A 26223-nucleotide genomic window follows, 5' to 3' on the forward strand; every position below is an offset into this window, starting at 1 on the left:
GAAATGGACTATCGGATGCGCTCATGCTGACCGGGTGCCTGATCGCCGAGAGCCTGCGGGCGGGGGCGAGCGGGCGGGCGAGCTGGCCGAGATGCTGGCGGGAGCGGGCGGGCCGGGCCGAGGCGGTCGACTACGGGTTGCGCGCGGGCATCCCGGAGAGCCAGCTCGACTGGGGTGATCAGGCGGAATCGCGGATCACCAGGGTGGGCTGGAACGTCACCGAGCGCGGCAGCCGCCCCGGCGAGGCGATGTGGGCCAGCAACACCTCGGCCATCTCCGCGGCCATCTCCTCGACCGGCTGGCGGATCGTGGTGAGCAACGGCCGGCAGTCGAGCGCCGCGCTGCTGTCGTCGAAGCCGACCACGGCGATGTCGTCGGGGACGCGGCGGCCCAGGTCCTGCACGGCCCGCAACGCCCCCTCCGCCATGAGGTCATTTGCCACGAAGAGACCGTCTATGTCGGGGTTGGTGGCCAGCAGCCGCCGGGCCGCGGCCTCGCCGCCGGCTCGGGTGAAGTCGCCCTCGACGGTGGGGACGGCGGCAAAACCACGCGAGACGAGGTACGACCGGAAGCCGTCCAAGCGATCCAGGCCCGACGGGATGTCGAGCGGCCCGCTGATCGTGGCCGGGCGCCGGCAACCGCGCGCGAGGAGGCGCTCGGCGGCCAGTTGGGCGCCCAGCTTCTGGTCCACGTCGACGAAGCTCACCGCGATCGGCGACGTCGGCCGGGCCGAGACCACGGCCGGGATGCCGAGGTCGTGCACCTGGCGGGGCAGCGTGTCCTGCTCGTGGCTGCTGATCAGCAACACCCCGTCGACGTGACCCTGGCGCAGGTAGCGCACCACCTGGTGGTGGTCGGTCGAGTCGGTCGGGATCACCACGAGGTGGATGTCGTGGGGGCGCAGCGCGCTGGTGGCGCCGGCCGTGATGCGGCCGAAGTACGGGTCGGTGAAGATGCGGTTCAGGAAACTGTGGTTGTCGGGGCGGTCGGGCTCGCTGATCACCAGGGCCACCGAGTTCGAGCGGCGGGTCACCAGGCTGCGGGCGGCGACGTTCGGCACGTACCCGGTGTCGGCGATCGCTCTTTGCACCATCTCGCGGATCTTGGCGTCGACGCTGGGCGCGCCATTGATCACGCGGGAGACGGTGGCCCGGGAGACCCCTGCGGCCTCGGCCACCTGGTCCATCGTCGGGTGCTGGCCACCGCGGGCCGGCCGGGAACTCATGCGGTCTGTTATAGCACCGGGCCCGAGCGCGTGGAGAGCGCTCTCAGGGCCACGGGCGCCGTCGCGGGAAGCGGCGGCGCCCGTGCTCATCGTCGATTCCCTACTGGTAGACGCGGACGTAGTCGACGAGCATCTGCGACGGGAACGGCGTGGTGCCGTCCACGGCGCCCGGCCAGTCGCCGCCGACCGCGAGGTTCAGGATGATGTAGAACGGGTGGTCGTAGATCCACGCGCCCTTGGTGTTCTCCACGGTCTCCCGGCTGGCGTAGAAGACCTGGGTGTTGTCGAGGAAGAACTTGATGCCCTTGCTGTCCCACTCGGCGGCCCAGGTGTGGAAGTCGCTGGAGAGGTCGGCGTTGCCGGCGGCCTTGTAGGACTGGCCGTAGCCGCCACCGCCGTTGTACATCGGGGCGTGCAGCGTGGAGTAGCTGGTGAAGGTGTCCTTGCCCAGCACCTCCATGATGTCCACCTCGCCGTTGTACGGCCACGGCCGCCCGGTGAGGAAGTCGGCGCCCATCATCCAGAACGCCGGCCAGAAGCCCTGGCCCTTCGGCACCTTGATGCGGGCCTCGACCCGGCCGTACTGGAAGGTGAACTTGCCGCCGGTGTTCATCCGGTGCGAGGTGTAGTCGCGGCCGCCGACGGCCTCCTTGCGGGCGGTCATGACCAGGTGACCCTGGCCGTCCATGGCCGCGTTGTTGCCGTTGGTGTAGTACTCCTGCTCGCCGTTCTGCCCGGTGCCCGAGTCGATCGTCCACTTCGAGGTGTCGACGCCCGAGCCGGACGCGCCGTTGAACTCGTCGTCGAAGACCAGGCGGGTGGCCGGGAAGGTCGGGTCGGCCGGCCGGGCGGGCGGGGTCGTCGGGTTGCCGCCGGTGCCGTAGACGCTGAACTCCCACAGCGAGTAGCCGTAGGGGCCGCTGCGCGCGGTGCCGTACATCCGCACGTACCGCCCGGAGCCGGTGGCGTTGATGACGTCCTTGAAGCCGTCGCCGGTCGTGGTCGAGTAGATCGTGGTCCAGTTGACGGCGTCACCGGAGACCTGGATCTGGTACGCCTTGCCGTACGCCGGATCCCACTGCAGGACCACCTGGCTGACCTGCGCGGTCGCCCCGAGGTCGACGTAGATCCAGCCGGGGTCGACCCAGCCGGTGGTCGGGTTGGTGGCCCAGCGCGAAGCCGGGTCGTTGTCGAACGCCTTGTCCGCCGTGCAGGGGTTGCACTGGGCGTCGTTCTGCTCGGTCGAGGCCCGCGCCGGCTTGTTGTACGACAGCAGCTTCGCCCCGCCCGAGGAGGTGGGCGGCGTGGTCGCCGGCGTCGTCGTCGGCGGCGTGGTCGTGCCGCCGCTGAAGACCTGGAACTCCCAGAAGGAATACCCGTAGGCGGCCAGTGCCCGGGTCGTCAGATTGATCCGGACGTAGCGCGCGGTGCCCGAGGCGGCGATGCTCTGCTGCCCGCCGGTGCCGGTGGTGGTCGCGTAGGCCTGAGTGTACGAAGACCCATTGGCCGAGAACTGGATGGAGAACGCGGTGGCGTACGCCGCCTCCCAGTTGATGGCGATCCGGCTGACCGAGGTCGAGGCGCCGAGGTCGACCTGGAACCACTGAGCGGCAGACCAGGCGCTGGCCCAGCGGGTGCCGTTGTTGCCGTCGACCGCCTCGGAGGGCTGGTAGCCGTTGGCGGTCTCGGTGGACGACGCCGTCGCCGGCTTGCCCTGCGAGACCACCACCTCGGCGGCCTCGGCGTTGGATGTCGCGGCGACCAGGAAGGCCGCCAGCAGCCCGCCGAGCGCGGCGGTGAAGGCGAGGAATCGGGCGGGTGACGGCCGGCGCCGGCGCGTCGCGAGCCCGTCCAGGACTGGGGAGGTCATGGGCGACTCCAGTTCGGGGGATGTTTCGAAGAGATGACCCGTCGGGGAACGGGCCGTGAAAGCGCTCTTCGATACGCCACTGTGAACCGCCGCTTCAAGCCCTGTCAATGCCTGGTAGAGGCCCGGGAAGCGCTTCCCGATCTTGACGAACGAGTAGACGCAGGTCGACGCCGGGAAAGCACACGGTTCCGGAACCGTGAGGGAAGGACAGCCTCAGCCCTTGTGACCGCGGGAGGGCTCCCAGGAGAGGGTCACCTCGAAGTTGCCCTCGGTGGCCGCCTTCGCGACCAACCAGTTCATCGTGCCGGTGGCCTTGATGCCGAACTTGACCTCGACCTTGTCCGGGCTCATCTCACGCACCTGCTCGAGCACGACCCGGGCCGCCGCGATCGCGGGGGCGACGGCCTCGCGCACCCGGCCGACAACCTCCTCGGCCGAGGCCGCGGGCACGAAGCCGTCGGCCGGCTCGACCTCGAACGACACGGTCACATCGCCGGCGGTGTACTTGACGACCTCGGTCTCCATGGCGGACACGCTACCGCCGCGACCGCCCGGTGGTCGGCCGGCCGGCCGGCCGGAAGAGCAAGCGTCGCGGGTCAGTCCGGGAGGATCGGGACCGACGGGTGGAGGTCGCGCCCGAGGGTGGCGGCCCGGGTCAGCGACTTCGAGCCGAAGCGGTCGCGCACCGCGTCCATCGCCACGTCGAGACTGTCGTCGGTGAGCTCGTCGAAGAGCGACGGCTGCACGTTGCCGTCACCCTCCAGGTTGCTCACCGCCACGCCGACCAGGGTCAGGCCGCGGGTCTCGATCAGCGGGCGGGCCTCGACCAGCAGCGCGCGGGCGGTCTCGAGGACCGTGCGGGTCTGCATCGTCGCCTTGAGCAGGCTGCGGGACCGGGTGGCGCGGCCGAAGTCGTCGAAGCGCAGGCGCAGCGTGACGGTGCGGCCGGCCCGGTTGGCGCCCCGCATGCGGCGGGTCACCCGGTCGACCAGCGCCGCCAGCGTCGCGTCGATCTCCTCGAACGGGCGCGGGCGGCGGCCCAGCGCGCACTGCGAGCCGATCGAGCCACGGCGGTGCCCCACCCGTACGCGCCGGGGATCGCGGTTGTGCGCGAGGTTGTGCAGATGCCGCCCGTGGTGGCCGCCGAGGATCGCGACCAGCGCCGCCTCACCCACCCGCGCCACGTGCCCGACCGTGGTGATCTGGTGCTTGCGCAGCTTGCCCGACGTGACCGGGCCGACGCCCCAGAGACGCTCGATCGGCAGCGGGTGCAGGAACTCCAGCTCCTTGCCGGGCAGCACCTCGAGCAGGCCGTCCGGCTTGCCGACGCCGCTGGCCACCTTGGCCAGGAACTTGGTGCCGGCGATGCCGACCGTGATCGGCAGGCCCACGCCGGCCCGCACGTCGGCGCGCAGCTTGGCGGCGATCTGCCGGGCCGGACCGCGGATCTTGTAGAGGCCGGTCACGTCGAGGAAGGCCTCGTCGATCGAGATGCCCTCGACGATCGGCGTCGTGTCCCGGAAGATCTCGAAAACCTCCTTGCTGGCTTTCGAGTACGCCGACATGCGCGGCGGGACCACGACGGCGCGCGGGCACAGCGCCCGGGCCTGGGTCAGCCCCATCGGCGTGCGGACGCCCGCCGCCTTTGCCTCGTAGCTCGCCGCGAGCACCACGCCCATGCCGACCAGCACCGGCCGGCCGCGCAGCGCCGGGTCGTCCCGCTGCTCGACGGACGCGTAGAAAGCGTCCAGGTCGGCGTGCAGGATCGTCACGCAGAGGAGTTTAGGACGCCTGTTCGACTCATACCAGATGAGCTGGGAAGATATTCATCAAGACAACAACAATGGATCTAAGTTTTTGCACTCCAGATATTGACCAAGAGTATTCATGCGGCGTTATGTGGGGAGGTCCATCCACTAAATTCACTGGCCACTCAACGTGGAGGCGAAGTGATCAGAAGTACGACCATGAGGTCGCGGCTGGCGCTGGCTGTCGCACTCGGCACCGCCGCTGCCTCGGTCCTCGGGGCCGGCCCGGCCACCGCCGCGGCCCGTCCCGGACGGCACGTCCTCTCCGGCAGTCAACCACGATGGCTGACCCGGGCGCGGGCCACCGGCGGCGCACCGGCCGCCGCCGACCAGATCCAGTTCGGCGTGCTGCTCAACCTGCGCGACGGCGCGTCGGCCGAGGCGACCCTGGCCTCGATCTCCGACCCGGCCGGCGCGTCCTATGGCAAGTGGCTCACCTCGAGCCAGTTCAAGTCCCGGTTCGCCCCGGCGACGGCCGACGTCGACGCGGTCCGCTCCTGGCTCCAGGGCCAGGGCTTCGGGCTGCGGAGCACGCTCGGCGGCATGTACGTCGAGGCGTCCGGCAGCACGGCGCAGATCAACAAGGTCTTCGGCACCACGCTGAAGAACTACTCGTACCAGGGCAAGACGGTGCACGCGAACAGCACGGCGCTGTCTCTCCCGGAGAACACCCCGGCCTCCGTGCTGGGCGTCGTCTCCGGCGTGCTCGGTCTCGACCAGGGTCAGGCGCTCAAGACCCCGGCCGACACGCTGCCGGGCCCGGACGTGGGCTTCCGCCCCGGGACGCCGTCCTCGGCGTACTACGGCGAGAAGATCGCGACGGCCCAGCCGGCCGCGAACGGCAAGAAGCAGCCCTACGTCGTACGCGGATACGAGCCCAAGCAGTACCAGCAGGCGTACGGGGTCAGCGACCTGATCAAGCACGGCATCAACGGCCGTGGGGTGACCGTGGCGGTGACCGACGCGTTCGCCTCGCCGACCATCGTGCCGGACACCCGGACGTACAACCGCAAGCACGGCCTGCCCGCCTTCGGGCGGCACCAGTTCACCCAGATCACCCCGCCCGCCGACGGCTACGGCCTGATCGACGAGTGCGGTGGCGCCGGCTGGTACGGCGAGGAGACGCTGGACATCGAGGCCGTGCACTCGATGGCCCCGGGGGCGAACATCGTCTACGTGGCCGGGGCGGACTGCTCGACCGGCCTGGACGAGGCGTGGGCGACCACGATCGACAACCACGTGGCGGACATCGTCACGAACTCGTGGGGCACCGGCACCGACAAGGTGGCCGACCTGGGCCAGGAGTACATCGACTTCTACCAGCAGTTCTCGCTGGAAGCGGCGCTGACCGGCATCACGGTCGACTTCTCCAGCGGCGACGCCGGCGACGAGACCCAGGGCAACACCCACCCCGAGCTCAAGACGGTCGACTTCCCGGCCGACCTGCCGTACGTGACCGGGGTCGGCGGCACCAGCGTCGGCATCGACAAGCACGGCAACCGGGTGTGGGAGCACGGCTGGCAGACCGCGTACTCGGCGCTCTCGGCCGACGGCAAGTCGTGGGGCGCGCCGGTCTACTCGTCCGGCGGCGGCGGCGGCACGAGCATCCTGTTCGGGCAGCCGTTCTACCAGCGCGGCGTCGTGCCCGACTCGATCTCGAAGTACTTCGGCTCGACGCGGATGCGCGCCGTGCCGGACATCTCGATGCCGGGCGACCCGAACACCGGCTTCCGGGTCGGCCAGACCCAGGAGTTCCCGGACGGGACGTACTACGACGAGTACCGCATCGGCGGCACGAGCCTGGCGTCCCCGCTGCTGGCCGGCATGCAGGCCGTGCAGAGCCAGAAGCAGCACCACCCGGTCGGGTTCGCCAACCCGGCGTACTACCGGGCGATGAACACGAAGAAGATCACCGACATCGTCGCGCCGAAGAAGCCGGTCAACCAGGTTCGCGCCAACTTCGCGAACACGGTGGACGCCTCCGACGGCCGCACGTACCAGCTGCAGTGGGTCGACGTTCAGTCGACGACGATCCACAGCACGCGGGGCTACGACGCCGAGACCGGCGTCGGCGTCCCCGGTCCGAACTTCTTCAAGTAGCACGCGGAGGTAACTGTGGGGCGGGCCACGATGGCCCGCCCCACGGTCATGTCCGGGGAATTCCACAGCGAGAATCTCCGTTGGAGACGAAGGTTGAGCCACCCATGCTCAACCTGCGAAAGCTGTAGCTGGAGGAACCACCCATGTTGCTCGGTAGCGCCACCGTGCGCGACCTCGACCGGCTCACGGCCCGCGTGTTCGACTCCGCGAACCGGACCTCCGGTGCACGCTTCGACGCGTACCGGATCGACGACACCTTCCACATCGACATCGACCTGCCCGGCGTCGACCCGGCCGGCATCGACATCTCCGCCGACGACGAGTCCCTGACCGTCCGCTGCGAGCGCCGGCGCGTCGAGGGCGAGCGTTGCGAGGGCGAGCGCCAGATCTTCCTGGCCGAGGCGCTCGACACCGACGACGCGCTGGACACCGACCGCCTCGACGCCCGCTACGAGAGCGGCGTGCTGACCGTGCGCATTCCCGTGCGGGAGAAGGCGCTCAGTGCCCGAACTGCAGCCAGTTGATGTTGAGGAACTCGCCGTCGCCGGCGAACGTCAGGTAGACCGTGTGCGTGCCGGTCACCGGCGTGAGCGTCACCTCGTCGGTACGCCAGGTCTGCCAGCCGCCGGTGCGGGTGACCCGCATCGTGCCGACCGGTGTGCCGTCGGGCGCGTCCAGGCGTACGTCCATCCGCCCCTGGTCGGCGTCGGAAGCCACCCGCACGTCGACCTTGGTCGCCGGCACCGGCCCGAAGTCGATGTTGTCGAAGCGCAGCGAGTCGCCGGTGGCGATCCAGCCGACGTTCTTGCCGCCGCCCTCGTCCTCGGTGTCCTGGGACTGGATCCCGTTGAGCGCGGCGGCCGCCTCGGCCTGCAGCGTCGGATAGACCGTCGGTGACGGCGGCGGGGTGGTCGGCGCCACCGAGGGCGAAGCCGGTGGCGCGGCGGCCACCGACGCCGCGGGCCGGGTGGCCGCGGCCGGTGCCGGGGTGTCCTGCCACCGCCCGATCAGGTAACCGAGCAGCAGCAGGCCCACCGCGGCAAGGCCGATGAGCACCCGCTGCCGGGTGCGGTAGGCGCGAGTGCGATAGACGGACGGGGCCGGGGGCGGAGCGACCAAATCAGACGATCTCCGCCACGATCGACTCCACCGGCGGCTCGGCGAAGTGGCAGGCCACCTCCTGGTGCGGAGCCTTCTCCTCGAGCGCCGGGTCGTTGGTGCTGCAGATGTCCTGCGCCTTCCAGCAGCGGGTGCGGAAGCGGCAGCCGGACGGCGGGTCGACCGGGCTGGGCACGTCGCCGACCAGGCGGATGCGCTGCTTCGGCGGCACGCCGCGGACCACGGCGATGTCCGGCACGGCGGAGAGCAGGGCCTGGGTGTACGGGTGCTGCGGCTTCTCGTAGAGCGTGTCCCGTGGCGCCTCCTCGACCACCCGGCCGAGGTACATGACCGCGACCCGGTCGCAGAAGTGCCGCACCACGCCGAGGTCGTGGGCGATGAACACGAACGCGATGCCGAGCTCCGAGCGCAGGTTCTCCAGCAGGTTCATGACCTGGGCCTGGATCGACACGTCGAGGGCCGAGACCGGCTCGTCGGCCACGATGATCTTCGGCCGGGCGGCGAGCGCGCGGGCGATGCCGATGCGCTGCCGCTGACCGCCGGAGAACTCGTGCGGGTAGCGGTTGTAGTGCTCGGGGTTGAGGCCGACGACCTCGAGCAGCTCCTGCACCCGCTTGAGCTCGCCGCTCTTGGGCACCATCCCGTGCGTGCGCAGCGCGGTGCCGACGATCGTGCCGACCGTGTGCCGCGGGTTCAGCGACGAGTACGGGTCCTGGAAGATCAGCTGGATCTCGCGGCGGTACGGGCGCAGCTGTCGCTCGGACATGTGCGCGATGTCGACGCCCTGGTAGCGGATCTGGCCGGCGGTCGGCTCGAGCAGCCGGGTGATCAGGCGGGCCGTCGTGGACTTGCCACAGCCGGACTCGCCGACCAGGCCCAGCGTCTCGCCGGGCTGCACGGTCAAGCTGACCCCGTCCACGGCCTGCACCCACTTGGTGCCGCGGGCCAGAAGGCCGTCGCCCTTCGTCCGGAAGTGCATCTTGACGTCTTCGAGCTCGAGCAGAGGGGAACCCTCCACCGAGCGGACGCCGGACTTGGCGGTGGTGGTAGCAGCGGTCATCGTCGCCATCTCTCTGGGAACAACAGCCTCTTACGGCAGCCGGGGCAGGACTTCGGTCTCGAACACCTTGTCGGGTTCCTTCAGGTGGCACCGGGAGGTGCGTCCGAGGTCCGCGGTCCGCGAGATCAGTTCGGGCTTGAGCGTCCGGCACAGGTCGCCGCCCACCCGGTCCCGGAACTCGCACCGGGGGTGGAAGGCGCAACCGCTGGGCACGGCCAGCAGGCTCGGCGGGGAACCCGGGATCGGGTGGAGCGGACCGGGCGTGCCCGAGACGGCGGGAATGCTTTCGAGCAGACCCCAGCTGTACGGGTGCAGCGGCGCCCCGAGGATCTTGTCGACCGGTCCGTGCTCGACCGCGTTGCCGGCGTACATCACCAGGATGTCGTCGGCGATCTCGGCCACCACCCCGAGGTCGTGGGTGATGAAGACGACGGCCGAGCCGAAGTCGCGCTGGAGGTCGGCGATGAGGTCGAGGATCTGCGCCTGCACGGTCACGTCGAGGGCCGTGGTCGGCTCGTCCGCGATCAGCAGCTTCGGGTCGTTGACCAGGGCCATCGCGATCATCGCGCGCTGCCGCATGCCGCCCGAGAACTCGTGCGGGTACTGGTCGACGCGGCGCTTCGGGTTCGGGATGCCGACCCGGCCGAGCATGTCGACGGCGCGCGCCTTGGCGGCCCGCTTCGACACGTTGTTGTGCGCGCGGTACGACTCGGTGATCTGGTCGCCGATCGTGAAGAACGGGTGCAGCGACGACTGCGGGTCCTGGAAGATCATCGCGGCGTCGGCGCCGCGGAAGCTCATCAGCTCCTTCTCCGACATGCCGACGACCTCTTTGCCGCCGACCTTGATCGACCCGGAGATCCAGGTCGACTTCCGGTCGTGCAGACCCATGATCGCCATGCTCGAGACGCTCTTGCCGGAGCCGGACTCGCCGACGATGGCCAGCGTGCGCCGCAGCGGCAGCGCGTAGCTCAGGCCCTGAACCGCGTTGACCTTGCCGTCCGCCGTGGGGAACTGCACGTGGAGGTCGCTGACCTCGAGGTAGGCCTCTTCGTTCTCGGCGCGCACACGAGCGGTGCGCTCGACGGTCTGCGGGGCCCGGACGGGTGAGTCGGTCATGTTGCCGCCTTGCGGGACAGATGGGGTTTTCGGGTCGGCGTCGCTCATCCGAGCCGGACCCGGGGGTCGAGGACCGTGTACAGAATGTCCACCACGAGGTTCATTGTCACCAGCACCGTGGCGCCCACGACGACACCGCCCATGAGCACCGGCAGGTCGTATTGGTTGAACGCGTTGAGCAGGCGCAGGCCGAGGCCCGGCAGCTGGAAGATGCGTTCGGTGAAGATCGTGTTGACCAGCTGGAACGCGACGTCGACGCCGAAGATCGTGATGACCGGGGTCATGGCGGCGCGCAGGCCGTGCCGGTAGATCACCCGGCGTTCCGAGATGCCCTTCGAGCGGGCGGTGCGGGTGAAGTCCTGGCCCAGTGCCTCGATCATGGAGGCGCGGGAGTACCGGGTGTACGAGGCCGAGTTCGTCAGGCCCAGACAGATCCAGGCCGCGAGCAGGCCGGCGGCCCATTGCGGCGGATTTTCGAAGAACGGCACGTACTGCGATTTCGGCAGGAATGTGGCGTAGAGCGCGATGATCAGGGCGACCACGAAGTACGGGACCGAGCCCAGCACCAGTGAGCTGCCGACCGACACACGGTCGAGGGTCGTCCCTCGGAGCCGGGCCGCGGTCGTGCCGATCAGGACGCCGAAGAGCAGGTAGATGGTCGCGCCGCCGATGACGATCGACAGGGTCACCGGGACGGCCTTGGCCAGCAGGTCGGTGACGGGGATGCCGAGGACGTAGGAGTAGCCGAGGCAGGGGGCGTCGCAGTGGCGCGTCACGCCGCCGGTGGTGTACTCACGGCCGACGACGATGCCCTTGAAGTAGAGCGCGATCTGCTGGACCGGTGGCTGGTCGAGGTCGAGGCTCTTGGTGATGTTGTCGAGCCGCTCGGGAGTGCACCGCGGGCCGCAGATGACGCCGGCGGGGTCGGTCGGCGCGAGGAAGAACAGCATGAAGCTGGCCACCACTGTGACTATCACGACCGAGATCGCGCTGATCACGCGTCGCAGGATGTACAGCAGCACGACGAGCACCTCTGGAGATAGAAGATCGTTAATTAAGAGATCGATGCGATGGGTGCGGGAGCCGGGCGAAGCCGGTGGACCGGTGGCCCGGCCGCCGGAGCGGCCGGGCCACCGGGAAGAACTGACCTAGGTCAGCTCTTCAGGTAGAGCTCCGGGAAGAACGGCATGCCCATGGTCGCGTCGCCGACGGAACCACCGACATTGGTGCCCTGGAGGACGGCCATCTTGGTGTAGTACCAAGGCAGCGCGACGTACTGACCCATGATCTCCTGGTCGAGCGGTGCCCACTTGCTGGTCGCCTGGTCGGTCGGCAGCTGGGCAACGTCCTCGATCTTCTTGTCCAGGGCCGCATCCTGCAGGAAGCCCCAGCTGATGCCGTCGCTGATCGAGCGGGTCTCGAAGAGCACCGGCAGCCACGACGAGCCGGTCGGCCAGTCGGAGCACCAACCGCGCGGGCCCTGCGCCAGGTTCACCGGGGCGCTGTAGTCCGAGATCTTGGCGCGCAGGTCGGCCGTGGCCACACCGATCGCCTTGACCTTGAAGCCGGCCTTGGTGAGGGCGTCGGCGCGGATGTTCGAGATCTGCTGCGGCAGCGGCTTGGTGTTGTCGTAGTACCAGCTGACCTCGAAGCCGAGCTTGTTGGCGTCGGTGAGCAGCTTCTTGGCGCCGGCCGCGTCACCGTCGCCGGTGCCGGTCAGGTCCGGGTACGGCGTGTACTTGGTGTAGCCCGGGACACCCGGCGGGAGGAACGTGCTGGCGGACTCGGCGGTGTAGTCGTTGTTGCCGTTCGCCTTCGAGATCGCGTTCCACGGCATCGCCTTGGCGATCGCCTTCCGGACGTTGATGTCCGGGATCTTGCGGGTGTCGATGTTCAGCACGTAGAGGCAGGGGCTCTCACCCTTGATCAGCTGGTTGGCCTTGTCGCCGGTCAGCTGCGGGATCAGCGAGGCGTCGATCTCCTCGTACTGGATCGCGTTGGCGTCGTCACCCGAGGAGTTGAGGACCTTCTGCTGGGTGGAGACGATCTCGCCGCCCCACTTGAAGCTCCACGCGTCCGCGTACTGGTGCCGCACCGGGTCGGTGTTGGCGTCCCAGTTCGGGTTCTTCTTCAGGGTGAGCGAGGTGCCGGCCACGAACTGGTCGAACATGTACGGACCGGTGGACAGCGGGTGGTTCTTGTAGTCCTGCTTCGTGTCCTTCGCCTTCGGGATCGGCGTGAACATCGGGAAGGTCATGTAGAACGGAAGGTCCGCGAACGGCTTCGCGAGGTGGATGATCAGGGTGTCGGTGCCCTGGGTCTCCACGCCGGCGTAGGTGTCGCCGTCCTTGTAGGGGCCCTTGTACTTGTCGCCGTCCTTGAAGTAGCTCAGCTGGTAGGCCGGGCCGTTCGGGAAGACGTCGTGGGCGAACGAACGCTTGATCGCGTACGCCATGTCCTCGACCTTGACGTCCGTGCCGTCCTCGTACTTGTACTGACCGGTCAGCTTGAACGTCCAGGTCAGCTTATCCGCCGAGACCGTACCGAGGTCGGTCAGGTCGGGGACGAGCACGGGCTGGCCGTTACGGACCGCGTACTGCGTCGGGGTGCGGAACGTCAGCTTCTCGATCTCGTTCGAGTCGGTGTAGTACGTGTCCGTGGGGTCGAGCGTCGACGGGGTCGACTGGGCGTAGATGTTGATCGTGCCGCCCTTGTGCACGCCGGCGGCCTCGGGAGCCGGACCCTTGGCGTTCGGGTCTGTCGCTGCCTGCTGAGCCTTGATCGCGCCGGTGTCGGCCTTGCCCGAATCATTCTTGGACGACGGGCTGCCACAGCCCGCAAGCCCAAGGGCCACGGCGGCAGTTGCCGCCACGGCCACCTTGAAGCGCCTTGCCATTTCTCCTCTTTCTTTACAGGGCGTCGACGGGGTCACCGTCGGGTGCGGGGATCGAAAGCGTCTCGGATGGAGTCACCGAGGAGGCTCAGCGCCAGCACCAGGATGCTGATCGCCAGAACGGGCAGCCACAGGTAGAGCGGGTCGGCCCGGTAGTAGGTCGTCGCGTAGGCGATCGTGAGCCCCCACGACGGGGTCGGCTCGACCAGACCCACGCCGAGGAAGGTCAGACCCGCCTCGGCGACGATGTAGGACGGCAGAGCCAGCGAGGTGGAGATGATGATCGGCGCCACCAGGTTCGGCAGCAACTCCTTGAACAAGACCTTGCGGGTCGGCACGCCCAGCACCTTGGCGGCGGCGATGAACTCACGCTCGCGCAGCGAGAAGACCTCGCCGCGGATGAGCCGGGCCAGGCTGGCCCAGCCGAAGAACGAGAGCACCAGGATCAGCGAGGCGAACCGCGCCTTCGTCACGTCGGACGTGCCCGCCGTGGTGGCGTCGCCGACGAAGATCGTCAGGAGCACCGCCGGCACCGCGATCGCGAACAGCAGGTAGGGCAGCGACAGGACGAAGTCGATGATCCAGGAGATGATCCGGTCGACCCAGCCGCCGATGAAGCCGGCGAGCAGGCCCATCACGACGCCGACGACGCCGGTGATCAAGGTGACCGAGATCGCTACGATCAGTGACGGCCGGGCGCCGTAGACGAAGCGCGCGAACAGGTCGCGGCCGAGCCGGGGCTCGATGCCGAACCAGTGGTCCGGCGAGGACGCGATCGTCGGCAGGCCGTATTGGTCGAGCAGGTCCTGGTGCAGCGTGGTCGGGTCCTGGCCCTCGATCTTGGCCAGCAGCGGCGCGAAGATCGCGATCGCCAGGAAGAACAGGAAGACGCCCAGGCAGACCATCGCGAGACGGTCTTTCCGCAGGCGGGCCAGGGCGATCTGGGTCGGCGACTTGCGCCGCGTCTCGACCTTCTTACCGTCGCCGGTGGGCGCGGTCATAGTGCCGAACGAGATGCCCTCACGGTCATGGGCCGCCTCTTCGATCAGCGGTTCCACGCTCAATCACCTCCATCGAACGACACACCCTCACATGCGCCGTGCGCGAGAGGTATTCGGATGCTGCGGTTGGGAAGGTAGTCCGGAAACTGGCCGTAGGAAATGAGTTGACGCATCGAATGAATAACGGCCCGCTGAAAGCCGCCGGTTGTCGGCGTCACATCCGGTGGCCCCCCAGCAGTGCACGAACTAGACCTTGAGGGCGGAAAACACCCATCTTGACGATCAGGACTGTGCCATATGTCCGAAATCACAACCCAAAGGGCAATCGTACTGTTGCGCAAAGTCATTGAAGTCACGTTCTCGGGTTCGCGGGCCGCTGTTTCGTCGGGGTTTCGCCGGGATGTCGATCTTGGGTGACCTCGACCGTCGGATCCTCCGGCGGAGAGCGCTCCAACCCGGAAGATCTACGGCCGATCGGTCCATCGGGGGCCGGATCAACGGTCACTCGGCTCGACGAGATACGGTTCTGTGTTGATCTCCGTCACTCACCGGAGCCGTCGGAACGGCTCCCGCGCGCCATTCTGATTACGAATCGACCGCCATTCCCCGCCATTCCGGGAGTTCGACGGGCGTCATCCGTACGTGCCGAAGCCGGTGGGCGCCAGAGCCGAGATGATCTCCTCGGCCCGCTCCCCCGCGGCCTCCGGGGCGGCGTCCGGGCCGCCGATGAGCGGGTCCCAGTTCAGGTCGTAGAACAGCTCGGTCACGCCGGCCTCCTCGTACGCCTGGGCGCCGCCGCGGATCTGCGCCCAGTCCCCGGAGAGCGGCATGGCGTCGTCCCGCCGCCCGGCCCGCACCACGCCGCGCACGACGATCCGCACCTGGTCGGGGTCGCGCCCGTGCTCCTCGGCCGCCCGGCGGACCAGCTGGACGCCGCGCTGGATGTCGGCCAGGTCGGCCCGGCTGCTGCTCACCCAGCCGTCGGCGATCCGGCCGGCCCGACGCAGCGCCGCGTCGGCCGTGCCACCCAGCAGCACCGGCGGTCCGCCGGGCCGGATCGGGCGCGGCGCCATCGTGCTCGGCGGCACCGTGTACAGCTCGCCGTCGAACGAGGCGATCTCGTCGTTCCAGAGCGTGCGCAGAACGGCCAGGTACTCCTCGATCCGGCGGCCGCGCGGCTCCGGGCGCGAGCCGGTGGCGACGAACTCCGGCTCCGACCACCCGGTGCCGAGGCCGAGGTCGTGCCGGCCGCCGGAGAGCACGTCGAGGGTGGCCGCCTGCTTGGCCAGGTAGGCGGGTGAGACGTACGGCAAATTGATCACCGCGACGCCCAGCCGGACACGTTCCGTGCGGGCCGCCGCATAGCTCAGCGCGACCATCGGGTCGAGCACGCTCCGGTAGACCGGCGCCATCTCCTGCCCGTCGCCGACCAGCAGCCGCTGGAACGACCAGAGGCCGTGGTAGCCGAGCTCCTCGGCCCGGACGGCGAAGCGGGCGAGCGACTCCGGCGTCGCCCAGGCCCCGGAAACCGGCAGGCCACAGCTGATCAGCATGAGACAACCGTAACCGGACATCAGGCCCCGGTCCGGACGTACTCCTCCGACAGCGTGCGGCCGAGCTCGGCCAGGCGGCCGTCGGGCGCGGCGGCCTGGATGGCGGCGACGAAGCTCAGGTACGCCGAGCGCAGCCCCGGGCGGGCCCCGTCCAGGGTCGCGGCCAGCAACTCGTGGCTGGCGTCGGCGACCCGGCGGAAGTCGGCCGGCGTCTCGGCCGGCACCCCGGGCAGCAGGTCGGCGGGCCCGGCCGCGGCCGGGTCGGGCGCCGCCGGGCTCGGGTCGGCCATCTCGGCGCGCAGCCGCAGGTTCGCCCCGAGCAGCCCGGGACGCAGGCCCTCGAAGGTCAGCGCCGGCTCGAACTCGCGGGCGATCAGGCCGGCGCCCCGCGCGTTCAGCTCGCCGGGGTCGAGGTCGGCCCGGATGCCGCCGGGGCCGACGCCGAAGTAGCCGGCCAGCCGGGCCCGGATCGACGGGATCCGGGTCGAGCCGCCGGCCAGCACGACCTCGTCGACCCCGTCCCGGCCGATGCCGTGCTCGGCCTCGGCGGCGGCCAGCGCCGCGGTCAGGTGGCCGAGCGACTTCGTCACGTCCGGCTCGATCATCGCCTCGAACGCCCGCCGGGACAGCGGCACGCTCGCGCTGACCGTGGCCGTGAGCAGCGGCAGGTCGAGCACCGTGGTCTCGGCCGTGGACAGCTCCCGCTTGCCCCGCTCGGCCTCACGCCGGATGCGGATGCGGACGTGCTCGTCGCGGCTGAGGTCGACGTGGTGCCGCTCGCGGATCTGCCGCAACGCGTACCCCACGATGTGCTCGTCGAAGTCGTCGCCGCCGAGCCGGGGGTCGCCCGCCGCGCCGAGCACCGCCATGCCCTCCGGCCCGACCCGCACGATGGCCGAGTCGAACGCGCCGCCGCCGAGGTCGTAGATCGCGTAGGTCCGTTCCCGGTCGTCGGCGCCCAGCGCCACCGCGGCCGCCACCGCGCCGTCGACCAGCCGGCGCACGTTGAGCTGGGCCAGCCCGGCCGCCTCCCGGATCGCGCGCCGCTCGGGCTCGCCGGCCGACCCGGAGACCGTGATCACCGCGTCGTGCACCGGGCCGCCGAGGAACGCCTCGGCCTGCCGCTTCAGCTCGATCAGCAGGAAGGCGCAGATCTCGGGCGGCCGGTACTGCCGGCCGCGCAGCCGCAGGCGCTCGCGGTCGCCCTCGCTGAGGCCGCGCTTGAAGCCGGCGATCACCGGCTGGCCGTCGCCGTCGGGCTCCCGGCCGACCACGATCTGGCCCGCCGCGTTCTGCGTCACCACCGACGGGATCGGCCCGGGGATCACCACCACCTCGGCGCCGTTCCAGACCGACATCGTGCAGGAGGTCGTACCGAGATCGATGCCGACGACCGGATGGTAAGCAGACGCGTGCTCGGTCAAGGCCGCCCCCTTTGACCAGGCTTATGCCGGTGAAGTTACACCGGTCGGCTAGCCGACAGAACTGACCGTCGTCGATCCGTCGGACATCCGACGAACGCTGGACAGCCGAGTCGCCGCCGATGGCCGGACGTGAAAGAGTTCATGCTCATGGGGCTTGAGCTGATCGACCTGACCCAGGCCGAGTACGAGGCCCGGCGTGACCGGATGGCCGAGGACTACGCGCACGACATCGCCCTGAACTTCGGTGTCCCGCGGGACGACGCCCGGAAGCAGTCGGCCGAGCAGCTGCACGTCGGGCTGCCGGAGGGCGTACGCACGCAGGGGCAGTTGCTGCGCAAGGCGATGGACGGCGACCGGGAAGTGGGCTTCCTCTGGATCTCGCTGCCCGGCACCGTCTACACCGACATGGCCTGGATCTCCGAGATCGAGGTCGCCGAGGACCAGCGCGGCCGCGGCCTCGGCCGGCAGATCATCGAGGCCGGCGAGGCCGATCTGGCCGCCCGCGGCGTTCGCCGGGTCGGCCTGCACGTGTTCGGCCACAACGAGGTCGCCCAGCACCTCTACGAGCGGCTCGGCTACCGGGTTCTCTCCCAGGTGCGGTCCCGGCCGCTCGACCCGGGCGCCGATCGGCTCACGCTGGCGCCGATGACCCCGGCGGACTACGACGAGCACATCGCCGCCCTGGTCGCCCGCGACCCCTTCGCCCTGGTCCGCGACCCGGCCGCCACCACCGACCAGGCCCGCCGCGCGGCCGGCCGGATCGCCCCCGACGGCGTGACCAGTCCCGGCGTGCTGCTGTTCACCGCCCACGACGACGGCCGGCAGGTCGGCTGGCTCTGGATCACCATGCCCAACGCCGAGCGGCCCACCATCGGCCTGATCGTCTATCTCGAGGTCGCTCCCGAGCTGCGCCGCCACGGCCTGGGCCGGCGGATGGTCGCCGCCGCCGAGGCCGAGCTCGCCCGGCACGGCGTGCCCCGGGTCGGGCTGAACGTCCCCGGCCGTCCCGAGGCGCTCGGCTTCGCGGCGGCCCTGGCGATGCCGCTGGTCTCGCAGCAGATGGTCAAGGACTTGTGACCCCTTCGGCGGCGCGCAGGGCCCGTTCCGCCCACCCGATCCGCTCCGCCGTCAGCCCCGCCGTCCGCGCCTGGTGCACGGCCTCGGCGAGCAGCCGCAGCGCCTCGCCCCGATTGCCGGCGGCGAGCTCGGCCTCCCCGAGCGCCAGGGTCCCGGTCGCGACCCGGCGCGGATCGCCGTACCTCTCCCGGAGAACTTGCGACATGCGCAGGTGACGCAGCCCCGGCTCGGGCTCGCCGGCGGCATAGACGTGGAAGAAGCCGATGTGCCGGTGCACCTCGGAGCGGACCATCTCGTCGGCGTAGCGCTCGGCCAGCGTCAGCGCCTCCCGGTAGAACGGCATCGCCGACGCCCAGTCGGCCCGCAGCACCTGATGGACCAGCCCCAGCCCGAACAGCGACTCGGCCGCGCCCGCCGGATCGTCCGCGGCCCGCTGGATGACCAGCGCCTCGGCGAACAGGCGCTCCTCGGCCGCCCGGTCGGCGTGCCCGAGATCGCCGCCGAGCGCCTCGAAGTGCAGCAGCATGCCGAGCCGAGTCAGCGCCGACGCCTCGTCGATGCGGTCGCGGGTCTGCCGGGCCCGCTGCCGGGCGGCCTCCAGCAGCTCGCGGGCGACCCGGAAGTCGCCGGTGCGGAAGGCGGCCTCGACCAGGGCCTCACTGCCGGCGGCGAGAAGGGCTCCGGCGGTCGGCTCGCTCCCCATGACATCGACGTTACTGAACATCCCCCGGTCCCGGCTAACCTCCTGATCGTGCGGAAGATCTACGTGATCGGGATCGGCGCGGGCGACCCGGACCACCTCACCCTGCAAGCGGCGAAGGCGATCGGGCGAACCGACGTCTTCTTCCTCCTCGACAAGGGCGAGGAGAAGGACAGCATGATCGAGCTGCGGCGCCGGCTCATGAAGGCGTACGGCCGCCCCAGCCGCCGCGTGGTCTCCGGAGCCGACCCGGCCCGGGACCGCACGCCCGCCGACTACGAGGGCACGGTCGCCGACTGGCGCAGCCGCCGCTCCGCCGTCGTCGAGGCGCTGATCGCCGAGCACCTCCTGGACGACGAGACCGGATCGTTCCTGGTGTGGGGCGACCCGTCGCTGTACGACTCGACGATCGCGATCCTCGACGAGATCCTGGGCCGCGGGCAGACCCTCTTCGAGTACCAGGTGGTCCCGGGCATCAGCAGCGTGTCGGCGCTGGCGGCGCGGCACCGGACCGGGCTCAACCAGGTGGGGCAGCCGTTCTCGGTGACCACCGGACGGCGGCTGGCGGAAGGGTGGCCGGACGGGGTCGCGGACGTGGTGGTGATGCTGGACGCCCGGCAGGCGTTCGCGGCGTATCCGGACGCCTACATCTACTGGGGGGCGTACATCGGCACGCCGGACGAGATCTTGCGGTCGGGCCGGGTGTCCGAGGTCGGCGAGGAGATTTTGCGGGTACGGGAGGAGGCCCGCTCACTTCACGGCTGGATCATGGACACCTACCTGTTGCGGCGTGGGTGAGGGGTGCCGGCCGCTTAGCAGGTTGGGTTGGTCGGTGGAGGTTTTCCACAACGGCGGGTTGTGCACAGGGTTTGGGGCTCGGGTGCGCACGGGAGTCGCTTCCTCAACCACAATGACCAGCGGGGGCTACCCCCTTGGGGAGGGCGGGCTTTGCCGGGCGGCGGTTTTGGCGGGGCAACGGCCTCGGCTCGACAACAGCGGCCTCGGCTCGACAACAGCGGCCTCGGCTCGACGACAGCCCTTGCGGGCGCCGGCTCACGAGCGGCGGACTCGCGGGGCGGCGGACCTAAAGCGAGCGACCGGGCGCGCCCGCCGGCCCGGTTGCCTCCTCAGCGCCTGGCCGGGGACCCGGACGGCCGCCGGGCACGCCCGCCAGGATGACGCCTGACCCGGCACGGTCGGCAGCACGAGGCGCACACAACAGCCAGACGGCCCGGCCCAGCCCGATCTTGGAGAGATTGTGCGCCTGGGAGACACAAATTCTTCATCGCTGTCGGTTCGCAGTCCGCCGGCCGCGGATCTTGATGGCCGGGGACGTCTTACGCGCGGCGCCGCACTCCCGGAACTCGTCCACTCCCGGCCGGCGAAGGGCTGGGGCGGCGAGGTCGGGAGGCGGCGGGGACGATGCGCGTATTGGTAAGCAGAGCAAAGGGCTAGCGAGGACTCACCTGGTAGTGGGCGATCCGGCCGGCGGCCACCACCACGGTCAGGTTCAGCTCGATTGCGGGGCGGTCGGTGAAGTGGAAATCGGCCTCCAGCCAGCCCAGGACCACGTCGGGGGCCAAGCGGCGGGACTCGAGGATGCGGTAGTCGACGGTCATGCCCGCGGGCTGGGAGTCGTAATAGGCGGCTACCCCGGGGCGGCCCACCGAATAGGGGCGCAAGCCCTTGAAGACGGCGTCGGGGGCGAACAGGGCGGCCACGTCGTCGGGGCGGTGCTCGGCTATCGCCTGCTGCCAGGCGTTCAGGACCGGGCGCAAGATGGCTTCGTCGGTCATGGCGACACTCTCCTGGAGGAATGGGCCGGCGCCGCGCGGAGGGCTCGGGCCGACCCGAGGGGTGACGGTGGGCGGGGTCGGTGGGCGGGGTCAGTGGCCGGCGCTCTGGCCGCCGTCCACGTGCAGGATCTCCCCCGTGACGAACGGCGCGTTCTCCAGGTAGAGGATCGCGTCGGTGATGTCGGTGACGTCGCCGATCCGGTTCACGGGGTGCTGGGCGGCCATGAACTCGTGCGTCGACGCCGGGTGCATCGGGGTGCGGATGATGCCCGGTGACACCACGTTGAAGCGGACGCCGCGGGTCGCGTACTCGATGGCCAGGGATTTCGTCGCGGCGTTGAGGCCGCCCTTGGTGAGGGACGCGAGCACGGACGGCAGGTTGACGTTGGCGTGGTCGACCAGGCTCGTGCTGATCGTGACGACGTGGCCGCCGCCCTGCGACAGCATCGCGGCCACGGCCGGCTGGGTGATGGCGACGAAGCCGCGCAGGTTGACGCCGGTCATCGCGTCGAAGTCGTCGCCGGTGTACTCGGTGAACGGCTTGGCGATGAAGACGCCGGCGTTGTTCACCAGCGTGTCGATGCGGCCGAACTCGGCCTGGCCGGCGCCGATCACGCGGGCGGCCACGGCCGGGTCGGCGAGGTCGCCGGCCACGGTCAGGACGCCGGGATCGTCGGACGGCTTGATGGTGCGGGACGTGGCCACCACGTTCCAGCCCCGCTTGCGGTACGCGGCGACGGTGGCGGCGCCGATGCCCTGCGAAGCTCCGGTGACGACGACAACTTTCGACATTTCGGTCTCCTCGACTAGATCTAAGGAGAGGATCTGTCGCCGCGATGTGATTGACACGTCCATCTTTCTCCCGGCTGAGAGGCCGCGCCTACCAGGGCCGTACGCTGGGCGGATGGAGCTACGCCAGCTGCGTTACTTCGTGGCGGTCGCCGAGGAGCTGAGCTTCGCCCGGGCCGCCGAACGGCTGCGGATCGCCGGGCCCTCGCTGTCCCAGCAGATCAAGGCGCTGGAACGCGATCTGCACACGCGGCTCTTCGACCGGGACCGGCGCACGGTCGCGCTCACCGCGGCCGGCGCGGCGCTGCTGCCGGGGGCGCGGGAGCTGCTGCGCCAGGCCGACGAATTACGGCGTACGGCGCAAGGGCTCGAAAAAAGCGACCCGGTCCGCCTCGGCTACGTCAACTGGCGCCCGCCCGACCTCGAGGATCGCGCGGCCGGCGTCGCCCAGCTGCTGGTCGACGCCTGGGTCCTGCCGTCGCACGCGCAGGCCGCCCGGGTCGTCGACGGCGGTCTCGACCTGGCGATCTGCTGGGCGCCGGAGGACACGCTGGCCGAGGGCAAGCTCGACGCGCGGCTGCTCGGGGTCGACCGGCTCTTCGCCGTGAGCACCGGCACGACCGACGCCCCGGTGCGGGCCCGCGACACCGTGGTGCTGATCGACGCCGACGAGACCAGCTGGTCGTCGTGGAACGTCTGGGCGATGGCGATGGCCGAGGAGACGGGCGCCCGGGCGGTGCGGGTGCCGGAGGGCGGCGTGACCGGGCCGGCGTTCTTCGACCACGTCCGCCGGCTGCGCCTCCCGGTCGTCAACAACCCGAAGAGCCAGACCACGCCCGTGCCCGGCGATCTGGTCGCCCGGCCGATCGAGGCGCCGAAGCCGTACTGGACGTGGTCGCTGGTCAGCCGCCGGGACGAGCAGCGCCCGGCCATAAGAGCTCTGATCGAGGCGCTGACTCGGTCGGTCGGCCGGCTGTGCCTCGACGAGCCGGGCGTCTGGGTGCCGGCCGGCGACCCGCATCACCCCTCTTCGAGGTCGCCCTCGGTGGCCAGGTAGAGCTCCTGGAGCGCGGTCAGCGTGGCCGGCTCGGGCGACTCCCACAGTTTGCGGTCGGCCGCCTCGAGCAGGCGCTCGGCGATGCCGTGCAGCGCCCACGGGTTCGACTGCTGGAAGAACTTCTGGTTCTCCGGATCGAGGGCGTACGTGGTGGCCAGCTGCTCGTACATCCAGTCGGTCACCACGCCGGCCGTCGCGTCGTACCCGAACAGGTAGTCGACGGTGGCGGCCAGCTCGAACGCGCCCTTGTAGCCGTGCCGGCGCATGGCCGCGATCCAGCGCGGGTTCACCACGCGGGCGCGGAAGATCCGCGCGGTCTCCTCGGTCAGGCTGCGGGTCCGTGCGTGGTCCGGGTTGGTGGAGTCGCCGACGTACGCCGCGGGCGCTCGCCCGGTCAGCGCCCGGACCGTGGCGATCATGCCGCCGTGGTACTGGAAGTAGTCGTCCGAGTCGGCGATGTCGTGCTCGCGGGTGTCGATGTTCTTGGCGGCGACGTCGATCCGGCGGTACGCGTTCTCCATGTCCGGCCGGGCGGGCACGCCGTCGAGGCCGCGGCCGTAGGCGAAGCCGCCCCACACGGCGTACACCTCGGCGAGGTCGGCGTCGTCGCGCCAGTTCCGGCTGTCGATCAACGGCAGGATCCCGGCACCGTACGCCCCCGGCCGCGAACCGAAGATCCGCATGGTGGCGCGCCGCCAGTCGCCGTGCTGTTCCCGGTCGCGCAGTGCGTGCTCGCGCACATAGTTGTCGGGCTCGTCCAGCTCGGCGACCATCCGGAAGGCGTCGTCGAGCAGGGCCACGACGTGCGGGAACGCGTCCCGGAAGAAGCCCGAGATGCGGACCGTCACGTCGATGCGGGGCCGGCCGAGCTCGCCGGCCGGGATCGGCTCGAGGCTCGTGACCCGGCGCGAGGCGGCGTCCCAGACCGGGCGCACGCCGATCAGCGCGAGGATCTCGGCGATGTCGTCGCCGGCCGTCCGCATCGCGCTGGTGCCCCAGGCCGAGAGGCCGACCGAGCGCGGCCAGTCGCCGTGGTCGGCGCGGTAGCGGGCCAGCAGCGAGTCGGCCATCGCCTGGCCCGTCTCCCAGGCCAGCGAGCTGGGGATCGCCTTGGGGTCGACCGAGTAGAAGTTGCGGCCGGTGGGGAGCACGTTGATGAGGCCGCGGAGGGGGGAGCCGCTCGGGCCGGCGGGGACGTAGCCGCCGTCGAGCGCGTGCAGCACGTTGGTGAGCTCGTCGGTCGTCCGCGCCAGCCGAGGCACGATCTCCGTCGCCGCAAATCGAAGCACCCGCGCGACGTCGTCGTCTTTTTGATCTTCGGGGAGCGCGGCGGAGCCGCCGCCTCCCCCACCCTGTTCTGGGTGGGCGTCGAGTAGAGCACCGGGGTACGACAAAATCCGGTCACCGTCCACAGCGAACTCGACCGGCCAGCCCGCTTCCTCCATCGCGGCGACCAGTGCCCGGGCCCGTCCCTCGACCCGGTCCGTCTCGGCGGTCGACGCGTCCTCGGCCAGCCCCAGCGCCTCCCGCAGCCCGGGCAGCGCGGCCACCTTGCCGGCCCACATCTGCCGCGCCCGGAGCATCGCGAGCACGAGGTTGACCCGCGCCTCGCCCTCCGGCGCCGCGCCCAGCACGTGCAGCCCGTCCCGGATCTGCGCGTCCTTCACCTCGCACAGCCAACCGTCGACGTGCAGGATGAACTCGTCGAACTCCTCGTCGGCCGGGCGCAGGTTCAGGCCGAGGTCGTGGTCCATCCGGGCGGCCTGGATGAGGGTCCAGATCTGCGCGCGGATCGCCGGCAGCTTGGCCGGGTCGAGGGTGGCGATCATGGCGTGCTCGTCCAGCAGCTGCTCGAGACGGGCGATGTCGCCGTACGACTCCGCCCGGGCCATCGGGGGAATGAGGTGGTCGACCAGCGTGGCGTGCGCGCGGCGCTTGGCCTGCGTCCCCTCGCCCGGGTCGTTCACCAGGAACGGGTAGATCAGCGGCAGGTCGCCGAGCGCGGCGTCGGTGCCGTCCGAGGCGGACATGCCCACGTTCTTGCCGGGCAGCCACTCGAGGTTGCCGTGCTTGCCGACGTGCACCACGGCGTGCGCGCCGAACGAGTCGGCCACCCAGCGGTACGCGGCCAGGTAGTGATGCGACGGCGGCAGGTCCGGGTCGTGGTAGATGGCGACCGGGTTGGCCCCGAACCCGCGCGGCGGCTGCACCATGACCACGACGTTCTCGTCGCGCAGGGCGGCCAGCACGATGTCGCCGTCGTCGACGTAGAGCTCGCCCGGGGGCGGACCCCAGTGCCGGGTGACGCTGTCCCGGAGGTCTTGCGGAAGCGTGGCGAACCACTCCTCGTACACGGAACCGGGAATGCGCACCGGATTGCCCGACAGCTGTTCCTCGCTCAGCCAGTCGGGGTCCTGCCCGCCGGCCGCGATGAGCGCGTGGATCAGCCCGTCCCCGTCGTAGTCCCCGAACGAGCCGATCTGGTAGCCGGCCTCGCGAAGGGCGGCCAGCAGCGCGACCGTCGAGGCCGGGGTGTCCAGGCCGACCGCGTTGCCGATCCGGGAGTGCTTGGTCGGGTAGGCCGAGAGCATGAGCACGATGCGCCGGTCAGCGGGCGGGATGTGCCGCAGCCGGGCGTGCGCGACCGCGATGCCGGCCACCCGCGCGGCCCGCTCGTCGTCGGCGACGTAGACCGACAGGCCGTCCTCGTCGAGCTCCTTGAACGAGAACGGCACCGTGATGATCCGCCCGTCGAACTCGGGGATCGCCACCTGGGTCGCCGCGTCGAGCGGGGTGAGGCCCTCGTCGCTCGCCTCCCACGCGGCGCGGCCGCTGGTCAGGCACATCGCCTGGAGGATCGGCACGTCGAGGTCGGCGAGCACGCCGACATCCCACGCCTCGTCGTCGCCGCCCGCTCCCACGGTCGCCGGTTTGGTGCCTCCGGCGGCGAGGACGGTGACGACGAGGGCGTCGGCCTTGCGCAATTCGGCAAGGAGATCCGAGGCGGCCGTACGCAGGGAAGCCGTGAAGATCGGCAGGGGGCGCGCGCCCTTCGCCTCGATCTGCCGGCACAGCGCCTCGACGAACGCCGTGTTCCCGGCCATGTGGTGGGCCCGGTAGTAGAGGACCCCGACGACCGGCCCGTCGTTCGCGGCCGCCACGCGCGGCAGCGGCCCCCAGTCGGGCGAGGCCACCGGCGCCGCGAACCCGTTGCCGGTGAGCAGCACGGTGTCGGAGAGGAAGTCGTGCAGCGCCGCCAGGTTGTCCGCCCCGCCGAACGCCAGGTACTGATGCGCCTCGGCCGCCACCCCGGCCGGCACGGTGGAGAGCTTCATGAGGTCGGCGTCCGGCGCCTGCTCACCGCCGAGCACGACCACCGGCACGGAGCCCGCGAGCAGCGTGTCGATGCCCTCTTCCCAGGCCCGTCGCCCGCCGAGAATCCGCACGACGACCAGCTCGACCCCGTCGAGCAGCCCCGGCAGATCGTCGAGGCCGGTGCGAGCCGGGTTGGCCGGCCGCCAGGCCGACCCCCCGCCGCCGCGGGCGCTGAGCAGATCGGTGTCGGAGGTCGACAGCAGCAGGAACACGCGCACTCCCCACCGGGGTCCGCGCCCCGGGTAGCCGGAATCGCG

General features: G+C 70.6%; 21 protein-coding genes. 5 read left to right on the plus strand and 16 right to left on the minus strand.

Translation table 11 applies throughout. The annotated features are described in order from the left end of the window. Positions 1-178 precede the first annotated feature (178 nt). From ACZ6TB_RS45510 to dinB, 4 genes are all read right to left on the minus strand, one after another. A complete protein-coding gene (locus tag ACZ6TB_RS45510) occupies positions 179-1225 on the minus strand; it encodes a LacI family DNA-binding transcriptional regulator (protein WP_465567042.1) in 1047 nt (348 codons plus the stop codon). Between the two features lie 100 nt (positions 1226-1325). Beyond that, complete coding sequence (locus ACZ6TB_RS45515) at positions 1326-3095, minus strand: discoidin domain-containing protein (protein ID WP_465567045.1); 1770 nt, start codon at positions 3093-3095, stop codon at positions 1326-1328. 213 nt (positions 3096-3308) lie between these two features. Next, positions 3309-3620, minus strand: a complete 312-nt coding sequence (locus ACZ6TB_RS45520; RefSeq protein WP_465567047.1) for a CU044_2847 family protein — start codon at positions 3618-3620, stop codon at positions 3309-3311. A 71-nt stretch (positions 3621-3691) separates the two neighbouring features. Beyond that, a complete protein-coding gene (dinB, locus tag ACZ6TB_RS45525; protein ID WP_465567049.1) occupies positions 3692-4867 on the minus strand; it encodes a DNA polymerase IV in 1176 nt (391 codons plus the stop codon). Positions 4868-5062: 195 nt separating this feature from the next. Here dinB and ACZ6TB_RS45530 point away from each other — a divergent pair, with 195 nt between their 5' ends. Beyond that, a complete protein-coding gene (locus ACZ6TB_RS45530) occupies positions 5063-7003 on the plus strand; it encodes a S53 family peptidase (protein WP_465567051.1) in 1941 nt (646 codons plus the stop codon). 143 nt (positions 7004-7146) lie between these two features. Then, on the plus strand, positions 7147-7527 hold the full coding sequence (locus ACZ6TB_RS45535) for an Hsp20/alpha crystallin family protein (protein ID WP_465567053.1): 381 nt from the start codon (positions 7147-7149) through the stop codon (positions 7525-7527). Here the strand turns inward: ACZ6TB_RS45535 and ACZ6TB_RS45540 are convergent. The 8 genes from ACZ6TB_RS45540 to ACZ6TB_RS45575 all read right to left on the minus strand — a co-directional run bounded on the left by ACZ6TB_RS45540 (position 7502) and on the right by ACZ6TB_RS45575 (position 17172). Then, on the minus strand, positions 7502-8059 hold the full coding sequence (locus tag ACZ6TB_RS45540; protein ID WP_465567056.1) for a carbohydrate-binding protein: 558 nt from the start codon (positions 8057-8059) through the stop codon (positions 7502-7504). The genes ACZ6TB_RS45535 and ACZ6TB_RS45540 overlap by 26 nt on opposite strands. Positions 8060-8123: 64 nt before the next feature. Further along, the gene (locus tag ACZ6TB_RS45545) at positions 8124-9182 is read right to left on the minus strand and encodes an ABC transporter ATP-binding protein (RefSeq protein ID WP_465567060.1); all 1059 of its coding nucleotides are present in this window, start codon (positions 9180-9182) and stop codon (positions 8124-8126) included. A 30-nt stretch (positions 9183-9212) separates the two neighbouring features. Beyond that, the gene (locus ACZ6TB_RS45550; protein WP_465567063.1) at positions 9213-10301 is read right to left on the minus strand and encodes an ABC transporter ATP-binding protein; all 1089 of its coding nucleotides are present in this window, start codon (positions 10299-10301) and stop codon (positions 9213-9215) included. Between the two features lie 44 nt (positions 10302-10345). After that, entirely contained in the window at positions 10346-11323 is a 978-nt protein-coding gene (locus tag ACZ6TB_RS45555) for an ABC transporter permease (protein WP_465567066.1), read from the minus strand. 131 nt (positions 11324-11454) lie between these two features. Further along, positions 11455-13197, minus strand: coding sequence for an ABC transporter substrate-binding protein (locus ACZ6TB_RS45560; RefSeq protein ID WP_465567069.1), 1743 nt, complete (start codon positions 13195-13197; stop codon positions 11455-11457). Positions 13198-13229: 32 nt separating this feature from the next. Continuing rightward, a complete protein-coding gene (locus tag ACZ6TB_RS45565) occupies positions 13230-14252 on the minus strand; it encodes an ABC transporter permease (protein WP_465567071.1) in 1023 nt (340 codons plus the stop codon). 575 nt (positions 14253-14827) lie between these two features. Continuing rightward, on the minus strand, positions 14828-15748 hold the full coding sequence (locus ACZ6TB_RS45570) for a TIGR03619 family F420-dependent LLM class oxidoreductase (RefSeq protein WP_465567074.1): 921 nt from the start codon (positions 15746-15748) through the stop codon (positions 14828-14830). A gap of 20 nt (positions 15749-15768) precedes the next feature. After that, the gene (locus tag ACZ6TB_RS45575) at positions 15769-17172 is read right to left on the minus strand and encodes an Hsp70 family protein (RefSeq protein WP_465567077.1); all 1404 of its coding nucleotides are present in this window, start codon (positions 17170-17172) and stop codon (positions 15769-15771) included. Between the two features lie 147 nt (positions 17173-17319). Here ACZ6TB_RS45575 and ACZ6TB_RS45580 point away from each other — a divergent pair, with 147 nt between their 5' ends. Beyond that, entirely contained in the window at positions 17320-18249 is a 930-nt protein-coding gene (locus tag ACZ6TB_RS45580) for a GNAT family N-acetyltransferase (RefSeq protein ID WP_465567079.1), read from the plus strand. Here ACZ6TB_RS45580 and ACZ6TB_RS45585 read toward each other — a convergent pair. Continuing rightward, positions 18236-18952, minus strand: coding sequence for a tetratricopeptide repeat protein (locus tag ACZ6TB_RS45585; RefSeq protein WP_465567082.1), 717 nt, complete (start codon positions 18950-18952; stop codon positions 18236-18238). The genes ACZ6TB_RS45580 and ACZ6TB_RS45585 overlap by 14 nt on opposite strands. 48 nt (positions 18953-19000) lie before the next feature. Here ACZ6TB_RS45585 and cobF point away from each other — a divergent pair, with 48 nt between their 5' ends. Beyond that, the gene (cobF, locus tag ACZ6TB_RS45590) at positions 19001-19747 is read left to right on the plus strand and encodes a precorrin-6A synthase (deacetylating) (protein WP_465567085.1); all 747 of its coding nucleotides are present in this window, start codon (positions 19001-19003) and stop codon (positions 19745-19747) included. Positions 19748-20400: 653 nt separating this feature from the next. Here the strand turns inward: cobF and ACZ6TB_RS45595 are convergent. Continuing rightward, positions 20401-20745, minus strand: coding sequence for an SgcJ/EcaC family oxidoreductase (locus tag ACZ6TB_RS45595; protein WP_465567087.1), 345 nt, complete (start codon positions 20743-20745; stop codon positions 20401-20403). A gap of 90 nt (positions 20746-20835) precedes the next feature. Next, positions 20836-21537, minus strand: a complete 702-nt coding sequence (locus ACZ6TB_RS45600; RefSeq protein WP_465567090.1) for an SDR family NAD(P)-dependent oxidoreductase — start codon at positions 21535-21537, stop codon at positions 20836-20838. 112 nt (positions 21538-21649) lie between these two features. On the opposite strand from ACZ6TB_RS45600, the gene ACZ6TB_RS45605 reads away from it, so the two are divergent. Next, positions 21650-22591 carry a LysR family transcriptional regulator gene (locus ACZ6TB_RS45605; protein ID WP_465567092.1) on the plus strand — a complete coding sequence of 314 codons (942 nt, stop codon included), beginning with the start codon at positions 21650-21652 and terminating at the stop codon, positions 22589-22591. Here the strand turns inward: ACZ6TB_RS45605 and cobN are convergent. Next, positions 22555-26184, minus strand: coding sequence for a cobaltochelatase subunit CobN (gene cobN, locus ACZ6TB_RS45610; RefSeq protein ID WP_465567095.1), 3630 nt, complete (start codon positions 26182-26184; stop codon positions 22555-22557). The two genes, ACZ6TB_RS45605 and cobN, sit on opposite strands and share 37 nt — an antisense overlap. Positions 26185-26223: the final 39 nt, after the last annotated feature.

The sequence above is a fragment of the Actinoplanes sp. NPDC051537 genome, from assembly GCF_055586105.1.